This is a genomic window from Marinobacterium weihaiense (assembly GCF_019061305.1).
GTDB classification, from domain to species: domain Bacteria; phylum Pseudomonadota; class Gammaproteobacteria; order Pseudomonadales; family Balneatricaceae; genus Marinobacterium; species Marinobacterium weihaiense.
Genome location: NZ_JAHQZT010000001.1, coordinates 330,355 through 348,327, shown reverse-complemented (window position 1 = coordinate 348,327; position 17,973 = coordinate 330,355). Strand labels below are relative to the sequence as shown.

14 protein-coding genes and 1 tRNA gene are annotated in these 17,973 nt (G+C 53.3%); 11 read left to right on the top strand and 4 right to left on the bottom strand.

Translation table 11 applies throughout. The annotated features are described in order from the left end of the window. The first annotated feature begins 162 nt into the window (after positions 1 to 162). The 11 genes from uvrB to KTN04_RS01615 all read left to right on the top strand — a co-directional run bounded on the left by uvrB (position 163) and on the right by KTN04_RS01615 (position 11,768). Positions 163 to 2,175: an excinuclease ABC subunit UvrB gene (uvrB, locus tag KTN04_RS01665; RefSeq protein ID WP_217333465.1), complete on the top strand. Its 2,013-nt coding sequence runs from the start codon at positions 163 to 165 to the stop codon at positions 2,173 to 2,175. Between the two features lie 9 nt (positions 2,176 to 2,184). Further along, positions 2,185 to 2,922 (top strand): sulfite exporter TauE/SafE family protein, encoded by a 738-nt coding sequence (locus KTN04_RS01660; RefSeq protein ID WP_217333464.1) that lies wholly within the window; start codon positions 2,185 to 2,187, stop codon positions 2,920 to 2,922. Between the two features lie 32 nt (positions 2,923 to 2,954). Next, positions 2,955 to 4,091: a substrate-binding domain-containing protein gene (locus KTN04_RS01655; RefSeq protein ID WP_217333463.1), complete on the top strand. Its 1,137-nt coding sequence runs from the start codon at positions 2,955 to 2,957 to the stop codon at positions 4,089 to 4,091. Further along, a complete protein-coding gene (locus KTN04_RS17250; protein WP_217333462.1) occupies positions 4,081 to 5,811 on the top strand; it encodes a sensor histidine kinase in 1,731 nt (576 codons plus the stop codon). Before KTN04_RS01655 ends, KTN04_RS17250 begins: the two co-directional genes overlap by 11 nt. Positions 5,812 to 5,988: 177 nt before the next feature. After that, entirely contained in the window at positions 5,989 to 7,062 is a 1,074-nt protein-coding gene (locus tag KTN04_RS01645; protein ID WP_217333461.1) for a TRAP transporter substrate-binding protein, read from the top strand. 86 nt (positions 7,063 to 7,148) lie between these two features. After that, positions 7,149 to 7,685 carry a TRAP transporter small permease subunit gene (locus tag KTN04_RS01640; protein ID WP_217333460.1) on the top strand — a complete coding sequence of 179 codons (537 nt, stop codon included), beginning with the start codon at positions 7,149 to 7,151 and terminating at the stop codon, positions 7,683 to 7,685. Between the two features lie 14 nt (positions 7,686 to 7,699). Beyond that, complete coding sequence (locus tag KTN04_RS01635) at positions 7,700 to 8,989, top strand: TRAP transporter large permease (RefSeq protein ID WP_217333459.1); 1,290 nt, start codon at positions 7,700 to 7,702, stop codon at positions 8,987 to 8,989. Between the two features lie 65 nt (positions 8,990 to 9,054). Continuing rightward, positions 9,055 to 10,425, top strand: a complete 1,371-nt coding sequence (locus KTN04_RS01630) for a cache domain-containing protein (protein ID WP_217333458.1) — start codon at positions 9,055 to 9,057, stop codon at positions 10,423 to 10,425. Continuing rightward, positions 10,422 to 11,075 carry a response regulator gene (locus tag KTN04_RS01625; protein ID WP_217333457.1) on the top strand — a complete coding sequence of 218 codons (654 nt, stop codon included), beginning with the start codon at positions 10,422 to 10,424 and terminating at the stop codon, positions 11,073 to 11,075. The genes KTN04_RS01630 and KTN04_RS01625 overlap by 4 nt, the downstream gene beginning before the upstream one ends. A 122-nt stretch (positions 11,076 to 11,197) precedes the next feature. Continuing rightward, positions 11,198 to 11,274: transfer RNA gene (locus KTN04_RS01620), tRNA-Val, on the top strand. A gap of 299 nt (positions 11,275 to 11,573) precedes the next feature. Then, a complete protein-coding gene (locus KTN04_RS01615) occupies positions 11,574 to 11,768 on the top strand; it encodes a hypothetical protein (protein WP_217333456.1) in 195 nt (64 codons plus the stop codon). Between the two features lie 823 nt (positions 11,769 to 12,591). Here the strand turns inward: KTN04_RS01615 and KTN04_RS01610 are convergent. The 4 genes from KTN04_RS01610 to KTN04_RS01595 all read right to left on the bottom strand — a co-directional run bounded on the left by KTN04_RS01610 (position 12,592) and on the right by KTN04_RS01595 (position 17,960). Beyond that, positions 12,592 to 13,290, bottom strand: a complete 699-nt coding sequence (locus tag KTN04_RS01610) for a hypothetical protein (RefSeq protein ID WP_217333455.1) — start codon at positions 13,288 to 13,290, stop codon at positions 12,592 to 12,594. 352 nt (positions 13,291 to 13,642) lie between these two features. Then, positions 13,643 to 14,554 carry a hypothetical protein gene (locus KTN04_RS01605; RefSeq protein ID WP_217333454.1) on the bottom strand — a complete coding sequence of 304 codons (912 nt, stop codon included), beginning with the start codon at positions 14,552 to 14,554 and terminating at the stop codon, positions 13,643 to 13,645. A gap of 53 nt (positions 14,555 to 14,607) precedes the next feature. Next, a complete protein-coding gene (locus tag KTN04_RS01600; protein ID WP_217333453.1) occupies positions 14,608 to 15,882 on the bottom strand; it encodes a GIY-YIG nuclease family protein in 1,275 nt (424 codons plus the stop codon). Beyond that, the gene (locus KTN04_RS01595; RefSeq protein ID WP_217333452.1) at positions 15,879 to 17,960 is read right to left on the bottom strand and encodes a DEAD/DEAH box helicase; all 2,082 of its coding nucleotides are present in this window, start codon (positions 17,958 to 17,960) and stop codon (positions 15,879 to 15,881) included. Before KTN04_RS01595 ends, KTN04_RS01600 begins: the two co-directional genes overlap by 4 nt. Between the last annotated feature and the right edge of the window lie 13 nt (positions 17,961 to 17,973).

The following is a 17,973-nucleotide window of genomic DNA, read 5'->3' as shown; positions in this document are numbered from 1 at the left end:
GCCAAATGAGCATACAGCATAAATGGCCTGGTCTGAATGCCTGTATGGAAAAAACCCTTGTCGGCCCTGTATTTGTCGCCGTTGCGATGATGGCGGGGAAACATTTTTTGATGCTGCGCCGTCGCGTTATACTGCGCGGTCATCTGTGAAAACGGTAGAGTCATGAAGCAGAGATTCAATGTACAGTCAGCGTTTGCGCCAGCAGGCGACCAGCCGGCAGCGATCAGTGCACTGGTGGATGGCCTGGAATCGGGGCTGGCGGCGCAAACGCTGCTGGGGGTGACCGGGTCCGGCAAGACCTTCACCATAGCCAACGTTGTCGCGGCCGTGCAACGCCCCACCATTATCATGGCCCATAACAAGACGCTGGCAGCCCAGCTGTATGGCGAGTTTCGGGAGTTCTTTCCCGATAATGCCGTGGAGTACTTTGTTTCCTATTACGACTACTACCAGCCAGAAGCCTATGTACCGTCCTCTGATACATTTATCGAGAAGGACGCTTCCATCAATGATCATATCGAACAGATGCGGTTGTCGGCCACAAAGGCTTTGCTGGAGCGGGATGACGCCATCATCGTGGCGACGGTATCGGCCATTTATGGTCTGGGTGACCCCCAGTCTTACCTGTCCATGATGTTACATCTTGATCGCGGTGATCTGATTGACCAGCGCGACTTGCTGCGCCGCCTGGCCGAGCTGCAGTACACACGCAACGATATCGAATTCCATCGTGGCACCTACCGGGTGCGCGGCGACGTGATTGATGTTTTTCCGGCTGAATCTGAAAAGGAAGCCATACGCATCGAGCTTTTCGGTGACGAGGTTGATCAGATCGCCTGGTTCGATCCGCTTACCGGCGAGGTGCTGCGCAAGGTGCCGCGGGCGACCATTTATCCCAAGACTCATTACGTAACGCCGCGAGAGACACTGCTGGAAGCCACCGAGCATATCAAGGACGAGCTGCAGCAGCGTCTAAAGCAGCTCAAGGACAACAACAAGCTGGTGGAAGCCCAGCGCCTGGAGCAGCGGACGTTGTATGACATCGAGATGATCCTGGAGCTGGGGTACTGCTCGGGGATCGAGAACTACTCGCGGTATCTGTCCGGGCGTGAGCCCGGCGCAGCCCCTCCGACGCTGTTTGACTACCTGCCGGATAACGCCTTACTGGTGATTGATGAATCGCATGTGACGGTGCCCCAGATCGGTGCCATGTACAAAGGCGACCGATCGCGCAAGGAAACACTGGTTGAATACGGCTTCCGATTGCCCTCGGCGCTGGACAACCGGCCTATGAAGTTCGAGGAGTGGGAGCGCATTGCACCGCAGATGGTGTTTGTGTCGGCCACGCCCAGCAAATATGAAGCGGCGCATGCGCAGCAGATCGTCGAGCAGGTCGTGCGGCCCACCGGGCTAGTCGATCCGATCGTGGACGTGCGTCCCGCCAGTACGCAGGTGGATGATCTGCTGCAGGAGATCAATCAGGTGGTAGCGCGCAAGGAGCGGGTCGTCGTTACCGTGTTGACCAAGCGCATGGCTGAGGATTTGACTGAGTATCTGGCTGAGCATGATGTCCGTGTGCGTTACCTGCATTCCGACATTGATACAGTGGAGCGGGTCGAGATCATCCGAGATCTGCGGATCGGCGAGTTTGACGTGCTGGTCGGCATCAACCTGTTGCGTGAAGGCATCGATATGCCGGAAGTGGCGCTGGTAGCCATTCTGGATGCGGACAAGGAAGGGTTCCTGCGCTCCGAAACGTCGATGATTCAGACCATTGGACGTGCCGCGCGTAACGTGAACGGGCGTGCGATTCTGTATGCTGATCGCATGACCGGTTCCATGCAGCGCGCTCTGGATGAAACCGAACGCCGACGTGAAAAGCAGCTGGCTTTCAATGCCGAGCATGGTATTACCCCAAAGGGGATTCGCAAGTCGGTGGCGGATATCATGGAGGGGGCTCAGCAGATACCAGGCAAGCGTGGACGAACCGGCACGCGCAAGGTTGCAGAGTCCGAAACCGGTTATCATGTGGATGCTGCTGCACTGACGCCGGCCGAATTGGCCAAGGCGATCAGTCGTCTGGAAGATCAGATGTACGAGGCGGCCAAGAATCTGGAATTCGAAAAGGCGGCCGGCTATCGCGATGAGCTGGAACGCCTCAAGCACAGTGGATAGGGATCAGGGATGTTGGAGTGGACTGTACTCATCGTAGCCGGCTATCTGGCAGGTGTTCTGAACTCAATCGCCGGCGGGGGGTCCTTCCTGACGTTTCCGGCGCTAGTCTGGGCCGGTGTGCCGCCGATCACGGCCAATGCCACCAGCGCCGTGGCAGTACTCCCCGGTTATCTGGGTGGTGCTGCTGGCTTTCGGCAGGAATTGCGTCAGATGACGCGTCGCCAGCACATACAGATGTCACTGGTTGGGCTGGCTGGTGGTCTCCTGGGTGGCACACTGCTGCTGATGACACCGGCTGAACTTTTTTCGCAGGTTGTGCCGGCTCTGCTGTTGCTGGCCACTTTGATGTTCGCGTTCGGGCAGCCGGTATTGGCGCGGATACGCAAAAGTGAGCATCCACTTCCATTATTGCCAGGCCTGTTTGTGGTGGCGGTATATGGTGGCTATTTTAATGGTGGGTTGGGCATCATGCTGCTGGCCATGTTCGCGGCCGCCGGCATGAGTAATATGCTGCTGATGAACGGGCTCAAAAACTGGGTCTCGTTTGTGGTATCGCTGATTTCTGTTATGGCCTTTGCGCTGGCGGGCAAAGTGCTCTGGCTGGAAGCCATCGTCATGATGCTGGCGGCGACGCTGGGTGGCTATCAGGGGGCCGCGCTGTCACGTTTGCTGCCGACGCGGGCGGTCAAGATCTTCGTGGTATTGGTCGGGCTAGCCATGACCGCCATCTTTTTCGTTCGGGCCTGAGGGCCGACTGCTCAACGGGGAGCCGAGTACGGATGCTGACGTTCAAACAGGGAGGCGATGTGGGTCAAAACCAGCGGGTATGCCTGCTGGCGTTGATGTTACTGGCCATGATGGCGAGTGTTTCTCAGGCGGCAAGCCTGGATGATTACTGGCTGTACGAGCAGTATTATGAGGACCACCCCGAAGAGCTGCCCTGGCTTGAAGCGTTGACACGAGCGGTGCAATCACCACCGCGGTCGATACATTCGGGGGAGCAGCATCGGCCGGTTCGCATTGCCCAAGTATACCCTGGCCTGCAGGCTTCGAGTTACTGGTCGGACAGTGAAAATGCCTTGACCGGACGCCTGGATGACCTTGGTATTCGTTATTGGCTTGAAACGCGCTACACGGCGCCGAACATACACTTAGACGAGCAGATTCGCCAGATTCGCGAACTGCTTGAATGGCAACCGGACTTTCTGATCTACACTCTGGATTCGCCACGTCACCGTCATATCATTGAGCGCCTGATTCAGAATACTGATACGCGTCTGATTCTGCAGAATATAACCACACCTTTGAAAAGCTGGAAAAACCGTCAACCGTTCATGTATGTCGGCTTTGACCATATCGAGGGCGGGCGTATTCTGGCACGTCATTTTGCCGAGCGTTTTCCAGAGGGAGCACGCTACGGCGTGCTATTTCGCAGCAAGGGGCTGGTGAGTCAGATGCGTGGCAGCGGTTTCATCGAGGCGCTGCCGCCGGGGCACCGTATGTTGAGCAGCTACTATTCCGACTCAAGTCGCGATGGCGGCCGTGAGGCTGCCGGCCGAATGCTGTCGCAGCACCCTGAGCTGGATTATATTTATGCCTGTTCCACCGATGTGGCCCTGGGAACGCTTGATGCACTCGAGGCATCAGGCCAGTCGCTATCAGTGAATGGCTGGGGCGGCGGGCCGGAAGAAATTGAGCAGTTGCGTGAAGGACGTCTGGATACTGTACTTATGCGGTTGGGTGATGAGGCCGGTATTGCCATTGCCGAAGCCATCAGTCGTACGTTGCAAGGCAAGCCTGTGCCGACGGTGTTCTCGGGCCAGTTCGTGGTGCTGGATAGTCGCATGTCTGATGCCGAAATTCATCAACACGAGGCGTACGCCCGCCGTTATTCGGGAGCCGGTCGTGATTACTAAGCCACGCTTCAAAACGCTCTCGTTTCTGCTCACGCTGGTGTCATCACTGGTGTTTCTGGCGGTCTTTGTCAGTACCACGTTCTTCGAGTCCCAATCCGTGATTCGGGACCAGGCACAAAACTACAACCGTGCACTGGCATCACGATATGAAGAGCGCTTGAGCCGCTATCTGCACGAGGTTGAAGAGGAAGCGCTGGCCATCAGTGCCAACAACGAGCGTGTGACGGCACTGCATGCAGGGGACCAGGCAGGTTTCCTGCGCAGTCTGACACGCTGGGAAGACAGTTACGAAAACACGCACTATGACTTTATCGCAGTCTCGTTTTTCGGCCAGCGGCAGTGTGAGCTGTCACGCAGTTACGTGCCCGAGTTGAGTGCCTTGTCCTGCGCTGAGCTGAGCCGCGGACAGCCGGTGTTTGCAGCTCACGGCTGGCGCCTGGTGGAAGCGAAAGGTGAGCTGTTGGCGATCTACTCGGTACCGTTGGATTTGAGTGAAACCGGCGAGATCTTCGGGCAATTAATGGCGGGGGTGCGACTGAGCCACAATCGTTACCTGCTGAACCGACTGCTGATTGCCTCCGATAACCTTGAAGCGCTGGGGCTGTTCAGGGGGCAGAAGCTGCTGACAGGCATGGATATGGATCTGCCCGCATCAAATGCCGCCGCAGCTGCCAATATCACCTTTTCTCCGGGTTTGACGGCACTTGGCAAGGATGTGCGCATAGGTCTGGTGTCGAGCAATCACGCTCAGCAACAGTTGCGGGAAGCACTGATTGAAACCCTGATGTACGGCTGCCTGCTGGCGCTGGTTGTTTCTCTGGTGTTGTCGCTTCTGCTATCTGCGGCGGTTGATCGTCAGCTGCAACAGCTGATTGCCTTTACGCGCCTGGCCAATACGGACCGCAATACGCGCTGGCCACAAACGCTGATTCACGAGTTCAACCTGATCGGAGAGGAGATCGTGTCCATCGTCAACTGTCTGAAATCGCGAGAAGACGAACTCGAAGCCCTCAACACCCGTTTATCCAGCAATAATGAGGAAAAACGCCAGATACTGCAGCACCTGCTGCAAACTCAGGAGCGTGAACGCCTGCGGCTCTCCAACGAATTGCATGATGATATGGCGCAGCTGCTGGTGGCGGTGAAGATGAACTTGCAGTTGCATCGTGAAGAGCTTGAGCAGGGACAGCCTTCGGTGCATAACCTGGAGCAGGCCATCGCGCTCGTGAATACGATCTATGATACTGTTTACAAGCGTATTCGGATGCTGCGGCCGTTCGAGCTCAATGACTTCGGTCTCGGTGTCAGCCTGACCTCGCTGCCAGCTGTGCCGATTCTGGAGCAGATGGATTATGCGCTCGAATTTGACATTCACCAGCAGCGTCCGCTGCAACATGAATTGATGTCCAATCTGTACCGCATTGCTCAGGAGGCTCTGTCCAATGTCATCAAGCATGCTGAAGGCACTTATGTGTTGATTCGGCTGGTGGATGAGCAGGATGGTGTACGACTCGTGATAGAAGATGATGGTCGCGGGCTGGAGTCCGAGCGCAACACCCGTACGGGCGGATTCGGGCTGCTGGGGATTCGTGAGCGTGCCGAACACATGCACGCCAGTCTCGATATTACTTCGCTGCAGGCCGGTGGTGTGCGTATTGAAGTGTTTGTGCCGGCCGAGCATGCCTATGCTGGCGTTGGGTCGAGTCTGTCCATCTCCTGAAACTCAGTAGTTTTGCGTAGGCGGAGCTGCGGTGATTGCGCAGCGGACTGCGTAGTATCAGCGCCCGCTTGCGCGTTAATGCGAATGTTTTTATCCCCTCTGTCTGTCGATACTGCTTGATACCGGCAGCATGTCCGTCCTGTCGGTCAGAACGACAACAGAGGATAGATAAAAACAATGCTTAAACTGACCTTTGCCCGCAAAATCGTGGCCGCCGCAGTCTGTGCCGCCGCGATGATCAGTCCGGCCCAAGCCGCTGAAAAAGTCTACAAGCTGAAACTGGCCGAAACCTGGCCCACCAACTTTGGCGTGTTCAGTGAGCCGGCCCGCCGCATGGCCGACTTGGCTAACAAAATGTCCAATGGTCGTATCGAAATTCGCATTGATACCGCTAACAAGCACAAGTCCGCGTTTGGCGTATTTGATATGGTGCGTGCAGGCCAGTATGACATGGGGCATTCGGCATCCTATTATTGGAAGGGCAAGGTGCCTAATACGCTATATTTCACCACCATGCCTTTCGGCATGACCGCTACAGAGCAGTATGGCTGGTTCTATTATGGCGGTGGCATGGAGTTGATGCAGAAGGTCTACGAGCCGTTCAATCTGCTGTCATTCCCCGGCGGCAACACCGGCGTCCAGATGGGTGGCTGGTTCCAGAAAGAGATTAACTCCGTTGACGACCTCCAAGGGTTGAAAATGCGCATTCCGGGCTTTGCCGGTGAAGTGCTGGCCAAGCTGGGCGCCAACCCGACCAATATCCCGCCGGGAGAGCTCTATACCTCGCTGGAACGCAACACCATCGATGCGCTTGAGTGGGTTGGTCCGTCTATGGACCTGCGCATGGGCTTCCACAAGATTGCGCCTTACTACTATACCGGATGGCATGAGCCGGGTACGGAGCTCCAGTTCCTGGTCAACAAGCGCACCTTCGAGAAACTGCCGGGTGACCTGCAGGAGATCCTGAAGGCCGCGATGCGTGTTGCTGCCTATGACATGACCATCAAGTCGCACCATGAGTCCGGTGAGAACTGGGCAGCCATGAAGGCAGAATTCCCCAATGTGCAGGTCAAGTCTTTCCCGGATGAAGTGATTCGCGCACTGCGTCAGGCAAACGATGAGTTGTTGGCGGAGCACGCGGCTCAGGATGAACTGGCCAAGGAAATTTTGGATTCGCAAGACAGCTACCTGAAAACGGTGCGTCAGTGGACCGATATTGCTGACCGTGCCTACCTGAACAGCTTCGAGTAAACCTAACCAGTGGCAGGATCCCGACAAGCGGGTCCTGCCTGACCTGAATCGTCCCCGGTCTGTATATCCTTGTGCGAGGATTTCACATGTTTCTTTTACGTCTTGAGCAGACGATCAATGCTTTTTCGGACTGGTTGGGCAAGATCTCTGCCGTTCTTTTTGTGCTGATGCTGTTCAATGTCTTCTATGACGTGATCACCCGGTACCTGTTTAACAATGTTTCCATCGGCATGCAGGAGCTGGAGTGGCATCTGTTTGCCGCGATGTTCATGCTCGGGGTGCCCTTTACCCTGAAGGCCGGCGGTCACGTGCGCGTGGACCTGATCTACGAGGGCCTGAGTGTGAAGAAAAAAGCACTGATCGACCTGTTCGGCACCCTGACGCTGCTGTTTCCGTTCTGCCTGCTGGTGGCCTGGTACGGCGTTGATTTCGCCCGCGAATCCTTTGAGCTTGGTGAAAGCTCCGGTGATCCGGGCGGGTTGCCGTACCGTTGGATCATCAAGGCGGTGATCCCTTTTGCATTTTTCTGCACCTTTATCAGCGGCGTGGGGATGATGCTGAGATCCATCAATACGCTGAACGGTCATCACAGGAGTGATGATTACATTCCGACGCAGCACTGATAAGGGGTGACAGGATGATCGGTATTACAATGTTTTTTGTGGCCCTGGTGATGCTGTTGATCGGCTTCCCGGTGGCCTTCATATTCGGTGGCGTGGCGCTCTGGTTTGGGGTCTATGCCGAAGGGCCGGACATGTTTGCGTTCATGCCGTTCCGCATTCAGAGCATCATGGAAAATACGGTGCTGATGGCGGTGCCGCTGTTTGTGTTCATGGGTATCGTGCTACAGAAAACACGCCTGGCCGAACAACTGCTGGAATCGATGGGCAAGCTCTTCGGTGGGGTTAGGGGGGGGCTTGCGATCTCCACGGTACTGGTAGGGGCGCTGCTGGCGGCATCCACAGGGGTGGTGGGCGCATCCGTGGTGGCCATGGGCTTGATCTCGCTGCCGGTAATGCTCAAGTACAACTATGACAAGAAGCTGGCCTGCGGCACCATCTGTGCCTCCGGTACTCTTGGGCAGATTATTCCGCCGTCCATTATTCTGATCATACTCGGGGATGTGATGGGTATTCCGGTGGGGGACCTGTTCCAGGCAGCCATACTGCCGGGCGCCATCCTGATCGGTGCCTATGTGATCTATATATTGATCTACACCCTGGTCAAGCCCGAGGCAGCACCAGCGTTGCCAATGGATCCGAATGACGGTACGCGCAAGCAGCAGATTTTCAAGGCGCTAAAGGCCATTATTCCGCCGTTGGCGCTCATTCTGGTGGTGCTGGGCTCGATCTTTGCTGGTATCGCCACGCCGACCGAATCATCGGCCCTGGGCGGTGTCGGTGCGCTTTTTCTGGCGCTGATCTACGGCCAGTTCAGCTGGCGGATGGTGTTCGATTCTGCGGCCGAGACGGTCAAGGTTACGGCTATGGTGTTTGCCATCCTGTTGGGGGCGACGGCATTTTCAATGGCGTTCAGCTACACCGGTGGTGAAGAGGTGGTCGAGCATTACTTGTCTAACTTGCCGGGCGGTGCCATGGGGTTCCTGTTGCTGTCGATGCTGGCGATCCTGATCCTCGGCTTCTTTATCGACTTCGTGGAAATCAGCTTCATCATCGTGCCGATTTTGCTGCCAGCGGCCGAAATTCTGGGTATTGCACCGCTATGGTTTGCCATTCTCATCGCGATGAATCTGCAGACCAGCTTCCTGACGCCACCCTTTGGCTTCAGTTTGTTCTACCTGAAAGGCGTTGCGCCGCCACAAGTGAGGACACTGGATATTTACAAGGGGGTGGTGCCCTTCATTATCCTGCAGGTAATGATTGTGATCTCCATTCTGCTGTTCCCTGAGTTGTACGGTCTGGTCTAGACTGCGAAATCAGAGCCCCATGCTGAGCATGGGGCTTTTGTTTCCGTTTTTGGCAGGTATTCACAATGCCGCTCAAATTCAAGATTCTGCTGCTCTCTCTACTGCCTATGATGGTAGTGACCTCGACGGTCACCTGGATTGGTCTCAACCAGGCCAGGCAACTATCCGAAGAAGAGATCAAGCTATTCGAGGATAACCTGCTGGCATCCAAGCGCCGCGAGCTACAGAACTATGTAAGCTTGGCCATGACTTCCATTGGGCATATCGTTGACAGCGCCGGCGAAAATGATCGGAAGGCCCAGGCCGAGGTGCGCAAGATTCTGACCGACATGACGTTCGGCCAGGATAAGGATGGCTACTTCTTTGTTTATACGCTGGACGGCACCAATCTGGTCCACCCCACCGAGCCTGAACTGGTTGGCCTGAACCTGATGGACCTGCAGGACAGCCGTGGAGATTACGTTATCCGCAATCTACTTGCCAGAGTAGAAGAGGGAGGCGGTTTTCATCGCTATGTCTGGCGCAAGCCGTCACGACGCGAACAAATCGACAAGCTCAGCTATGTCGTGCTGCTGCCCAAGTGGGACTGGATGCTGGGCACCGGGCTATACTTGGATGATATCAGCCGCGAAGTTGCGAAAATTCGTGCTCAGGTCAATCGCAATATCCGCAATACTTTCTTTACCGTATTAGTGATCATGTCGGTCGCGGTGGTGTTGGTCGTGCTGGTAGGAATTGCAGTCAACTTGCATGAAAACCGTCTGGCGGACAGCCGCCTCAGGTTGCTGGCACATCGTTCGGTGCTGGCTAATGTGGCCGACCGACGGCGCTTTTCGCGTGAGCTGCATGACGGCATCAATCAGTTGATGGTGTCGGTGCTATACCGGATTGAGCTGGCCCAGCGCAAACTGAAGAGCAGTGACATGAGCGGATTGGATGATCTGAATCAGGGCTATGAGGTGCTCAATGAGGCCATTCAGGAAGTGAGGCGTATCTCGCATGACTTGAGGCCGACACTGCTGGATGACCTGGGGCTCAGGGCTGCTCTGGACGGACTGTTGGCACGTTTCAGTGAGCGCACGGGCATGCGACTCAAGCTTGACCTTCGCTTGCCCGATAGTCCCTTACCTGAAGATGTTGAAATCACGGTTTATCGGCTGGTACAGGAGGGGTTGACCAACGTTGAGCGGCATGCAGATGCAAGTCTGCTGCGGATCAGCCTGTGGTGCCAAGGGGGGATGCTGTGGCTGCGCCTGCAGGATAATGGGTGTGGCTTTGACACTGAAGTGCTCGAGCGCTTTGAGGGCATCGGGTTGCGCAATATGCGCGAACGTGTCGAGTTGCTGGGGGGCGAGTTCCGGCTGCTGTCGAAACCGGGGCAGGGTGCTACGCTGTTGGCAGGGCTGTCATTGCAACAGAAAGGCTTAAATGTATGACGCAAAAAATCAGGGTCGTGTTGGTGGATGACCATCCGCTGGTGATCGATGGCATTCAGGCGCGCCTGGAGGATGAAGGCGCCATCGAGGTGGTGGGGCGTGCCGGTAATGGACAGGAGGCGATCAGCCAATGTCAGGCCTTGATGCCGGACGTGGTACTGATGGATATCTCCATGCCGGTGATGAATGGCCTGGAAGCGACACGTGTGCTCGGACAGCAACTGCCAGAGGTACGTGTGCTGATACTCAGTATGCACGATAATCGTGAGTATATGGTTCAGCTGATTCAGGCGGGTGCAAAAGGCTACGTGCTCAAGGATGTAACGGCAGCGGAAATGGTCAAGGCGGTCGAGACGGTTTTCCATGGCGGAACTTACTTCAGTGCCAGTGCCTCGCAAACGATGTTTAGTCAGTTTGATACACCCGCTGAGAATACATGTACGGTTGAGGTGCAGCTTACCCATCGTGAGCAAACAGTGCTAAAGCTGCTGGCAGAAGGACATAACAACAAGGAGATCGCTCGTGTGTTGGGCATATCCGTACGAACTGTGGAGACGCATCGGCAAAACATCAAGTCCAAGCTGGGGGTACATACTGCGGCCGGGTTGACACGTTATGCCATAGAGCACAACTTGGTTCAGTTGGCATGAAGCCTAGTGCCAATAGGTTGGCTGTATTATGAACAGTTGTTGCATCCTTATGAAAAGATAGAAAAAAGTTTAAAAAGTACTTGCACCCGGAAAAGAGATCTTTATAATGCACAGCACATCGAAGGACTATAGCTCAGTTGGTTAGAGCACCACCTTGACATGGTGGGGGTCGCTGGTTCGAGTCCAGTTAGTCCTACCAGAATTACCAAGAAAATCAGCCACTTACGGGTCATGCCGAGTGGCTTTTTTTCTGTCCGGAATTCGGGAAAAATTCTCGGGAACGATTCGGGAACATTAACGACTGCGTTTGATCCCCAGCAACGATATCAACTGGTGGCTTCAAAAAAGATTTCATATTTCGCGGTCGTGTGAAAAAGACGGGGGCGGCGCTCAGGTAGCATGACCGGACCATAGATTTACTTTCCCCATCCACCTTAGTGTGGCCTCAGTGTCGCAGTCATTGGGGCAAGGTTGGGGTAATCCACGAGAGTTTCTTGGATGAGTAGCGACAAGCACGACAACGACCTTCAGTCGTTTCGCAAGGCGCTGGAGCAAGCCAGTACCGCACGCGAGATAACGCAGGCGGTGATGCTGCTACCGCCTGGCCTGGACGCGCATCAGCCAATCTCTATGGATGAGCTGATTGCAGAGCTGGAACGAGGCAAGCAGATGGATCAATCATCATCCGATTGACGGCTGTAGCGGATCTCGATCCTGTCCTTGATGGGATCGCTGTCCGGCTCGAATACAGGGCGGGTGATCGAGTCGTCAGCGCGGTAGATGGTGCCTTTTCGCCCTAGACGGCGATTCAGGAAGTGCAGTGCTAATGGCGATTAGCAGTACGGCAGCGGTAACGTATTCCATGTTCAGTTCCTTCTGAATTGGGTGGTGTACTCCATGTCCACCAGTATACCCGGTTGCCATGCCGGTTGCAGCGCTAGCCCACAACAGTGATCCGCCCCCCTCCCGCGTAGGGGTGTTGCGTTCTATTGCAACGACATTGCGTTACTACTGGTTTCCGTGGATACCAGTCTGGATGCCGATTCCGCGGAAACCTATTTGGAAACCTGCTGGTGACGTTCTGTCACTACCTGCTATTTACCAGTGAGTCGGAAAATATCCGAGCATGACAGCCTTCCGCCATGGAGCATGGATGGCAACTGTGTTTCCATGTGTGTGAGCCTGTTAACTCCAGTGTTAACCATCGCCTGTTAACGCTTTGGTGCGCACCTGAATGCGTACCAATTTTGTGCGCACTTCTCTGCGTACCTTGCCCGGTTGATTTGCACTCTACTGCGAACCAGAGGCCGCGAACTTCACTGCGAACTTTGCTCGCTGTGCCGGTCGGTACGAACTCCAATTCGTACGAAACTAGTTCGAACTTCTATTCGTACTTTGACACTTATTGCTTTCGTTGGGGCCATTGGGCGCACGCTTTCGATAGTGCTATTTGCGTTTTGGTGGAGGTGTTCCCGCACGGTCAGGATTCAATTAGGTAACTCAACGCCCAACAGAGCTAATTCACATCTCCAAACTGGCTTGTAAAGCTGATACTGACTCGAGCTTGTTGAGAAGGACGCTGATCAATGTGTACTTTGCGCATTTCTTCTGGGATTTCGTTATAGTTCAGTACCTTTTTGGGATACCGAAATAGGTTTAATGTCATGTCGCTACGGTCATCATCGATAAAGCAGCGTTGAATGTCCCTGTCGGAAATGTATACATGACCTAGATTCAGTTTGCCCCGGATATATAAAGTTGGGTCACTTAGGGTTCTGAGATTTACCAACAGTTGATTGAACCCTTCTGCAGGGATCCAAACTACAAATTCAGGGGAGTTTTCACCTATATAAAGTGTTGTGCGTGCTATAACACAAGCTGGATCGACCCAAAGAGTAACCGGTATCTGGTTATAAAGCGTTTCATCCTCCAGTATGCAGACTTTCATACCACCATTGATCATCCCAATTCCCTTGAGTTTGAATGCGGTAGTTTGTCTTGGTTCGGGGCCAGACTTGTACGGGAAAAGTTCCCAGCAGTAGGTTTCGGTGACCTCATACCTCAATAGTTTGACCTCAAGCTTTGGTTTAAAACCGAGCTTGCCATCTGAAATTGGTAAAAAGACACAATCAGGATTTTCATAGTTTTTGTTTTTAACTATTGAAAATGAGTTTACGTACTCATAACCTTCTGACTCTATATAGGTAAAATCCATATTGTCCTCCCTAGATTTCCGTTCATTTCTTGGCCTTACTGGTGTATCGAATTTCCGTGTAGCAGTTTGTTTCTTGGTTTTGGGTGTCGAATTCTGGCAGCTTTACAGATTCAGCCTTTATTGGCTTTCGATGTAACTTTAGCTTTGATTTTATCCGCTGATAAATGTCAATTTTAGATCGATCTATTGTTGAGATGTACTTTCGTATTTTTTATTGAGTGCACTGATAAGACTACCACTAATATTTAGAACTTTTGGGGTGCCTGGTTCATCGCTGCACTAACGGCCAGTACCACTATTTTTGAGTACTCGGGTGAACACTGCAACGGTTACACCCGTTGGTCATTCAATTTTATTCTAAAATTTCGTCTACTATTCCTCTTATTTCTTGGATGAAATGACTTCTGTCGTTAAACTCATACCTGTTTTTTTTGCCAGCTATCATAACCTGCTTTCCCTTTTCAACTACATCATAACCTACAGATGAAAGCTGTTTCGAAATAAATAAATACAAAATCGTTTGGTTGTTTTCATTAAGTATGCAGCTGTAGAAAGAATCGTTATACGCCATGATTCTCTTTATTGCATCGATTAAATCAGAAGGTTGAAAAAACTTATCTTCTATTTTTTCAATAATTTCTCTTGGCGAAACTTGATCGCCTACAATATCTATATGCTTTTTAAGGTAGTCAAGGGCGTCATGCCTTTCATCTCTGATAAGGTTAAGTGCAAAGTTTTGTATTTCCTCACTTTTGCCATAGTGCTTTTCCAGATAAAGACTGAGTATCCTTTTCATCAGTCTTCCGTCTTTATCAAGATAGTTTTTTTGGCAAGCTACTGCCATATACCTATCTGCAAGGCCTCTCGATAACTGATTTAGTCTTTGGTGATATTCACTCATCATTGGGCAGTACTCTGTAAGTACTTCCCACTTTTCTTGGCTTTCAAAATTGCTAGTTGTGATTGTTTTTGGAGGGGTTTCTTTTTTAGAGTGTTCAGTCTTTTCATTCTGATTCGTTGATATAGGGTTTTCACTATTAGATTGCTGTATTGATTCTTTTTTCTTATAAAAAATAAGGCCTAAAATAAAAGCAATAGGGCTAAAAATAACTAATCCACCAATGAATCTTAAAATGGCCATTGCAAACTCGCCTGAAAAATCAGGACCATTAATTGCGTAAAGTACTTTAAAAAAATTATAAGCAAAGTATAAAAAGTTTATTGTCCAAACATATCTAAATCCATTTTTAGTTCTTTCACTCATTTTAAGTCCCTCTTTATGAAATATAGTCCTATGCGAGTGTATTCTTTATAACTTCAGATATTAAAATCCTTCTCCACCAGCCTCCCAGTCGTATTATCCATCCGATACTGGATAATGCTGCCGTCAATAATGCGCTTCACGACTTCCCGTGCGGTATCCAGCTCTACATCGAACCACTCACGGGGGCGATAGGTGCCACCGTCACGGCTGTGCAGTGTCACGTTCACTCGCTGGTTATGTAGCATGGCATGGATCAGTCGTTCAAAGCGGTGCGGGTCCAGGTTGTAGCAGTCGAATGACGCCACCACCTTTACCGGTGCTTCAAGGTAGGTCTGCTGGCGCTCGGCACCGGCCAGACGCTTGTCCAAGTCCTTTTCGGTGTAGCCTATTTTGTGCAGGTGCCGCACCTGCTTCAATACCGGGTCATGGCTCAGCGAGCGCAGAATATAGATGATGCCGGTTTGCTGGTCTTTGTGGGTCAGTCCTGCAAGGCCATTCAGGGCTTTATCCTGCTCCAGGATGCGGCGGCCGGTTTCGTCCTTGTAGAGTGCCCGTGCCAGCGAGCGCAGCAGCAGGTTGGATTCAGTACCATTGTCGAATACGACACGCAGCCTGGGGTTAAACTTGGCACCGGCACCTACGCTTTCTTTGCCGACCTGATCAGCAATACAGATCATGCCGTTGAGGATGAACATATCGCCTTCGTCAATCTGCGACTCTTTTTTGAACGGTACGGTTTCGGCGTCTCCGTTGCGTATAGCATCACGCACTTCATCAAACAGGCGCTCGAAGCGGTAGAAGTCATCGCAGACTGTGCGCTTGGCAATCTCGTCCGGGCGCTGCTTTTCTTCTGGCTCGCTCACATGCGTCATTTCGAAGATAGACTCGGCTTCGGCATCCACTGACAACAGACCAAAGGGGTCGCTGTCGAGTATGTCATCCAGTGAGCTTACATTGTCCAATTCGGCTGCTTCAGTCACGCCGGCAGGCTGGGGTGTGCCAGTCTGTCCGTCAGTGTCTGTGCTGGCGCTCAGCAAGCCGAGGTCGTCATGTTGCGCCAGTGTGTCCCGATGTTCAGGATTGGCTCTGATGGCGGCCAGTCGCACGGCCATGGTGGCTTCCTGCAAGTCTTCAGCGTCTTGGTCAGGCTCCCGTCCGTTTTCACTCACAAATGCTTCAACAGCCTGAAAGCCGCTCAAAAGTCGCTCATCCGCCGTGGGTGCTGATGCCCGTGAAGCCGTTACATTGAGTAGGCCTAGGGGATCATCACCGGAAAAAATATCATCCAAGGTGCGCCTTGTCGGTGGCTCACGGCGGGTGCGAATCATGCGGTGGCTCCTTTCATCCGCTCACGTTTCTTCTGTTGAATATAGGCCAACGCTTCGGCATAGCGTACTTCCATTTGATCGTCGCTGGTCACGGAAGGTGGCCGGCCCTTCTGCTGGACAAAGGCATTGATGCGGGGCCAGAGAATCACCGCTTCCTCTTCGGTCATCTGTGTGCGCTTGCTGACAACGACATCCTGAATGGTCTTGAGTACAGGTGCGGTCAGCGCCTTGGACAGAATTTCGTAGGCGCCCTGGAAGGGGTTGATCTGATTGATCAGGTCGATGTTCAAGTGCTCAATGTTGACGAACTTATCCCCGATTTTGAGGAACTGACGGCCGCCGCCAGCACTGCCGGCATCGATGTTATCATCATCAGTCGCTTCACCCGGTCGCTGATCGGGATTGACGGCTTCACCGCCGGGTTGTGTATCGTAGCGACCGTCTGGTTCCAATATCTGTGCGCCGTCTGGCAAGTCCGCTTCGCTGAACAGGCCACCGGTGGCACGGGCTTGCATGGTGGTTAGTACGGTTTCACGCAGCAGCTCTCGTTCGCCTTCATCAAGATCAGGGTGCAGTCGCTCTATGACCTTGGGTATCTCGGTCTGGTTGATCACTTCAGGCTCGGTAGCCTCAGTGACGGCCGCTGCCACGACTTTTGGCTCCTGCAGCAGGGCGGCAATAATATCCTCCTGCCCGCCAGACTGCAGAATATCCATCACCTTTTGAGACACTGGCGCATCACGGTCTTCGATCACCACAGTGCCGGGCTCAACAGTTTCACCGGGCTTGATGCGAGAGCGGGGTTTGAAGTTGATGCTGGGCGCCAGCACCTGCTCCATCAGCAGGGAAACAGTAATTGCCTTGAGCAGGTTGTTGACGCTGTTCTGTACGTCTGCGTCTTCGGCGTCAGGCTGGGCGATCAGATTGGTGAACTGAGCGTGTGATTTGCCTTCGCTGTCACGGGTGGCACGGCCGATGATCTGGATAATCTCGGTCATCGAGTTGCGGTAGCCGATGGTCAGCACATGCTCACAGTAGGGCCAGTCAAAGCCCTCCTTGGCCATGCCCAGTGCGATGATCACATCGACATCATCCCGATGGTTTACCTGGCGCAGGTATTCCTGAACGTGGGTGCGGACAAGGGTATCCGTCACCAGATCGGCCACTTTCAGTAGACGGCCGGATGAGTGGCGCACGGTGATGATGCCTGTTTCAGCATGCTGATCTTCCACCTTGCCCAGCGCATCCAGAATGTAATCCACTTCACTGTACTTATCAGTGGTGCTTTCGCCGCTGTTGCGATGGGGAATGTGAACAATGGTTTTGCGTTCCGGGTCCAGCACTTCATGGATGGCATCCAGATAGCTGCCCTGATAGAAGTGATAGCCGATCCCCAATGACTTCAGGTAACGGTAGCCATTGAGCTGTTCATAGTAGGTATAGGTCACTTTATCGAACAGGGCTTCATCGTCCGGCAGCAGGATAGGGGCTGCATCGCCTCGGAAGTAGGAGCCGGTCATGGCAACAATATGGGCGCTGGATGATCGTATCAGGTCATCAATCAGAGCGCCCAGCCGGTTATTTTCGTCAGCGGACACGTGATGGAACTCATCAATCGCCACCAGACAGTCGTTGAAGTCGGCAGGGGTGAGTTTGTCGAAGGCAAAGCGCAGGGTGGCGTGAGTACAGACCAGTGTCTTGGCGGCGGGGTCATTCATAAAGGCACGGAAGGCGTCTACCTTGCCGCTGTCATTACCGGCACGGCAAAGGTCGTGCCGGCTTTCAACCTGCCAATCCCATTCAAAGCCATGAGTGGTAAGGTCTGTGTCCTTGAAGCTGGCGCCGATGGATTTTTCCGGCACGGCGACAATGACCTTGCGTAGCTCCTGGCGATTTAGTTTGTCCAGCGCCAGGAACATCAGTGCCCGTGATTTACCTGATGCCGGTGGTGCCTTGATCAGCAGGTATTGGCTGTCTCGCTTGGCATAGGCACGGGCCTGCATCTCCCGCATCCCCTGTGCGTTACTACTGGCGCTTTTACCATTGCGTGCATATTCGACCTTGATCAACTCGGCCATTGTGAAGCCCTCC

Coding starts and splice junctions, on each gene's coding strand:
- uvrB (WP_217333465.1), top strand. CDS start 163: ATGAAGCAGAGATTCAATGTACAGTCAGCGTTTGCGCCAGCAGGCGAC.
- KTN04_RS01660 (WP_217333464.1), top strand. CDS start 2,185: ATGTTGGAGTGGACTGTACTCATCGTAGCCGGCTATCTGGCAGGTGTT.
- KTN04_RS01655 (WP_217333463.1), top strand. CDS start 2,955: ATGCTGACGTTCAAACAGGGAGGCGATGTGGGTCAAAACCAGCGGGTA.
- KTN04_RS01645 (WP_217333461.1), top strand. CDS start 5,989: ATGCTTAAACTGACCTTTGCCCGCAAAATCGTGGCCGCCGCAGTCTGT.
- KTN04_RS01640 (WP_217333460.1), top strand. CDS start 7,149: ATGTTTCTTTTACGTCTTGAGCAGACGATCAATGCTTTTTCGGACTGG.
- KTN04_RS01635 (WP_217333459.1), top strand. CDS start 7,700: ATGATCGGTATTACAATGTTTTTTGTGGCCCTGGTGATGCTGTTGATC.
- KTN04_RS01630 (WP_217333458.1), top strand. CDS start 9,055: ATGCCGCTCAAATTCAAGATTCTGCTGCTCTCTCTACTGCCTATGATG.
- KTN04_RS01625 (WP_217333457.1), top strand. CDS start 10,422: ATGACGCAAAAAATCAGGGTCGTGTTGGTGGATGACCATCCGCTGGTG.
- KTN04_RS01615 (WP_217333456.1), top strand. CDS start 11,574: ATGAGTAGCGACAAGCACGACAACGACCTTCAGTCGTTTCGCAAGGCG.
- KTN04_RS01610 (WP_217333455.1), bottom strand. CDS start 13,290: ATGGATTTTACCTATATAGAGTCAGAAGGTTATGAGTACGTAAACTCA.
- KTN04_RS01605 (WP_217333454.1), bottom strand. CDS start 14,554: ATGAGTGAAAGAACTAAAAATGGATTTAGATATGTTTGGACAATAAAC.
- KTN04_RS01600 (WP_217333453.1), bottom strand. CDS start 15,882: ATGATTCGCACCCGCCGTGAGCCACCGACAAGGCGCACCTTGGATGAT.
- KTN04_RS01595 (WP_217333452.1), bottom strand. CDS start 17,960: ATGGCCGAGTTGATCAAGGTCGAATATGCACGCAATGGTAAAAGCGCC.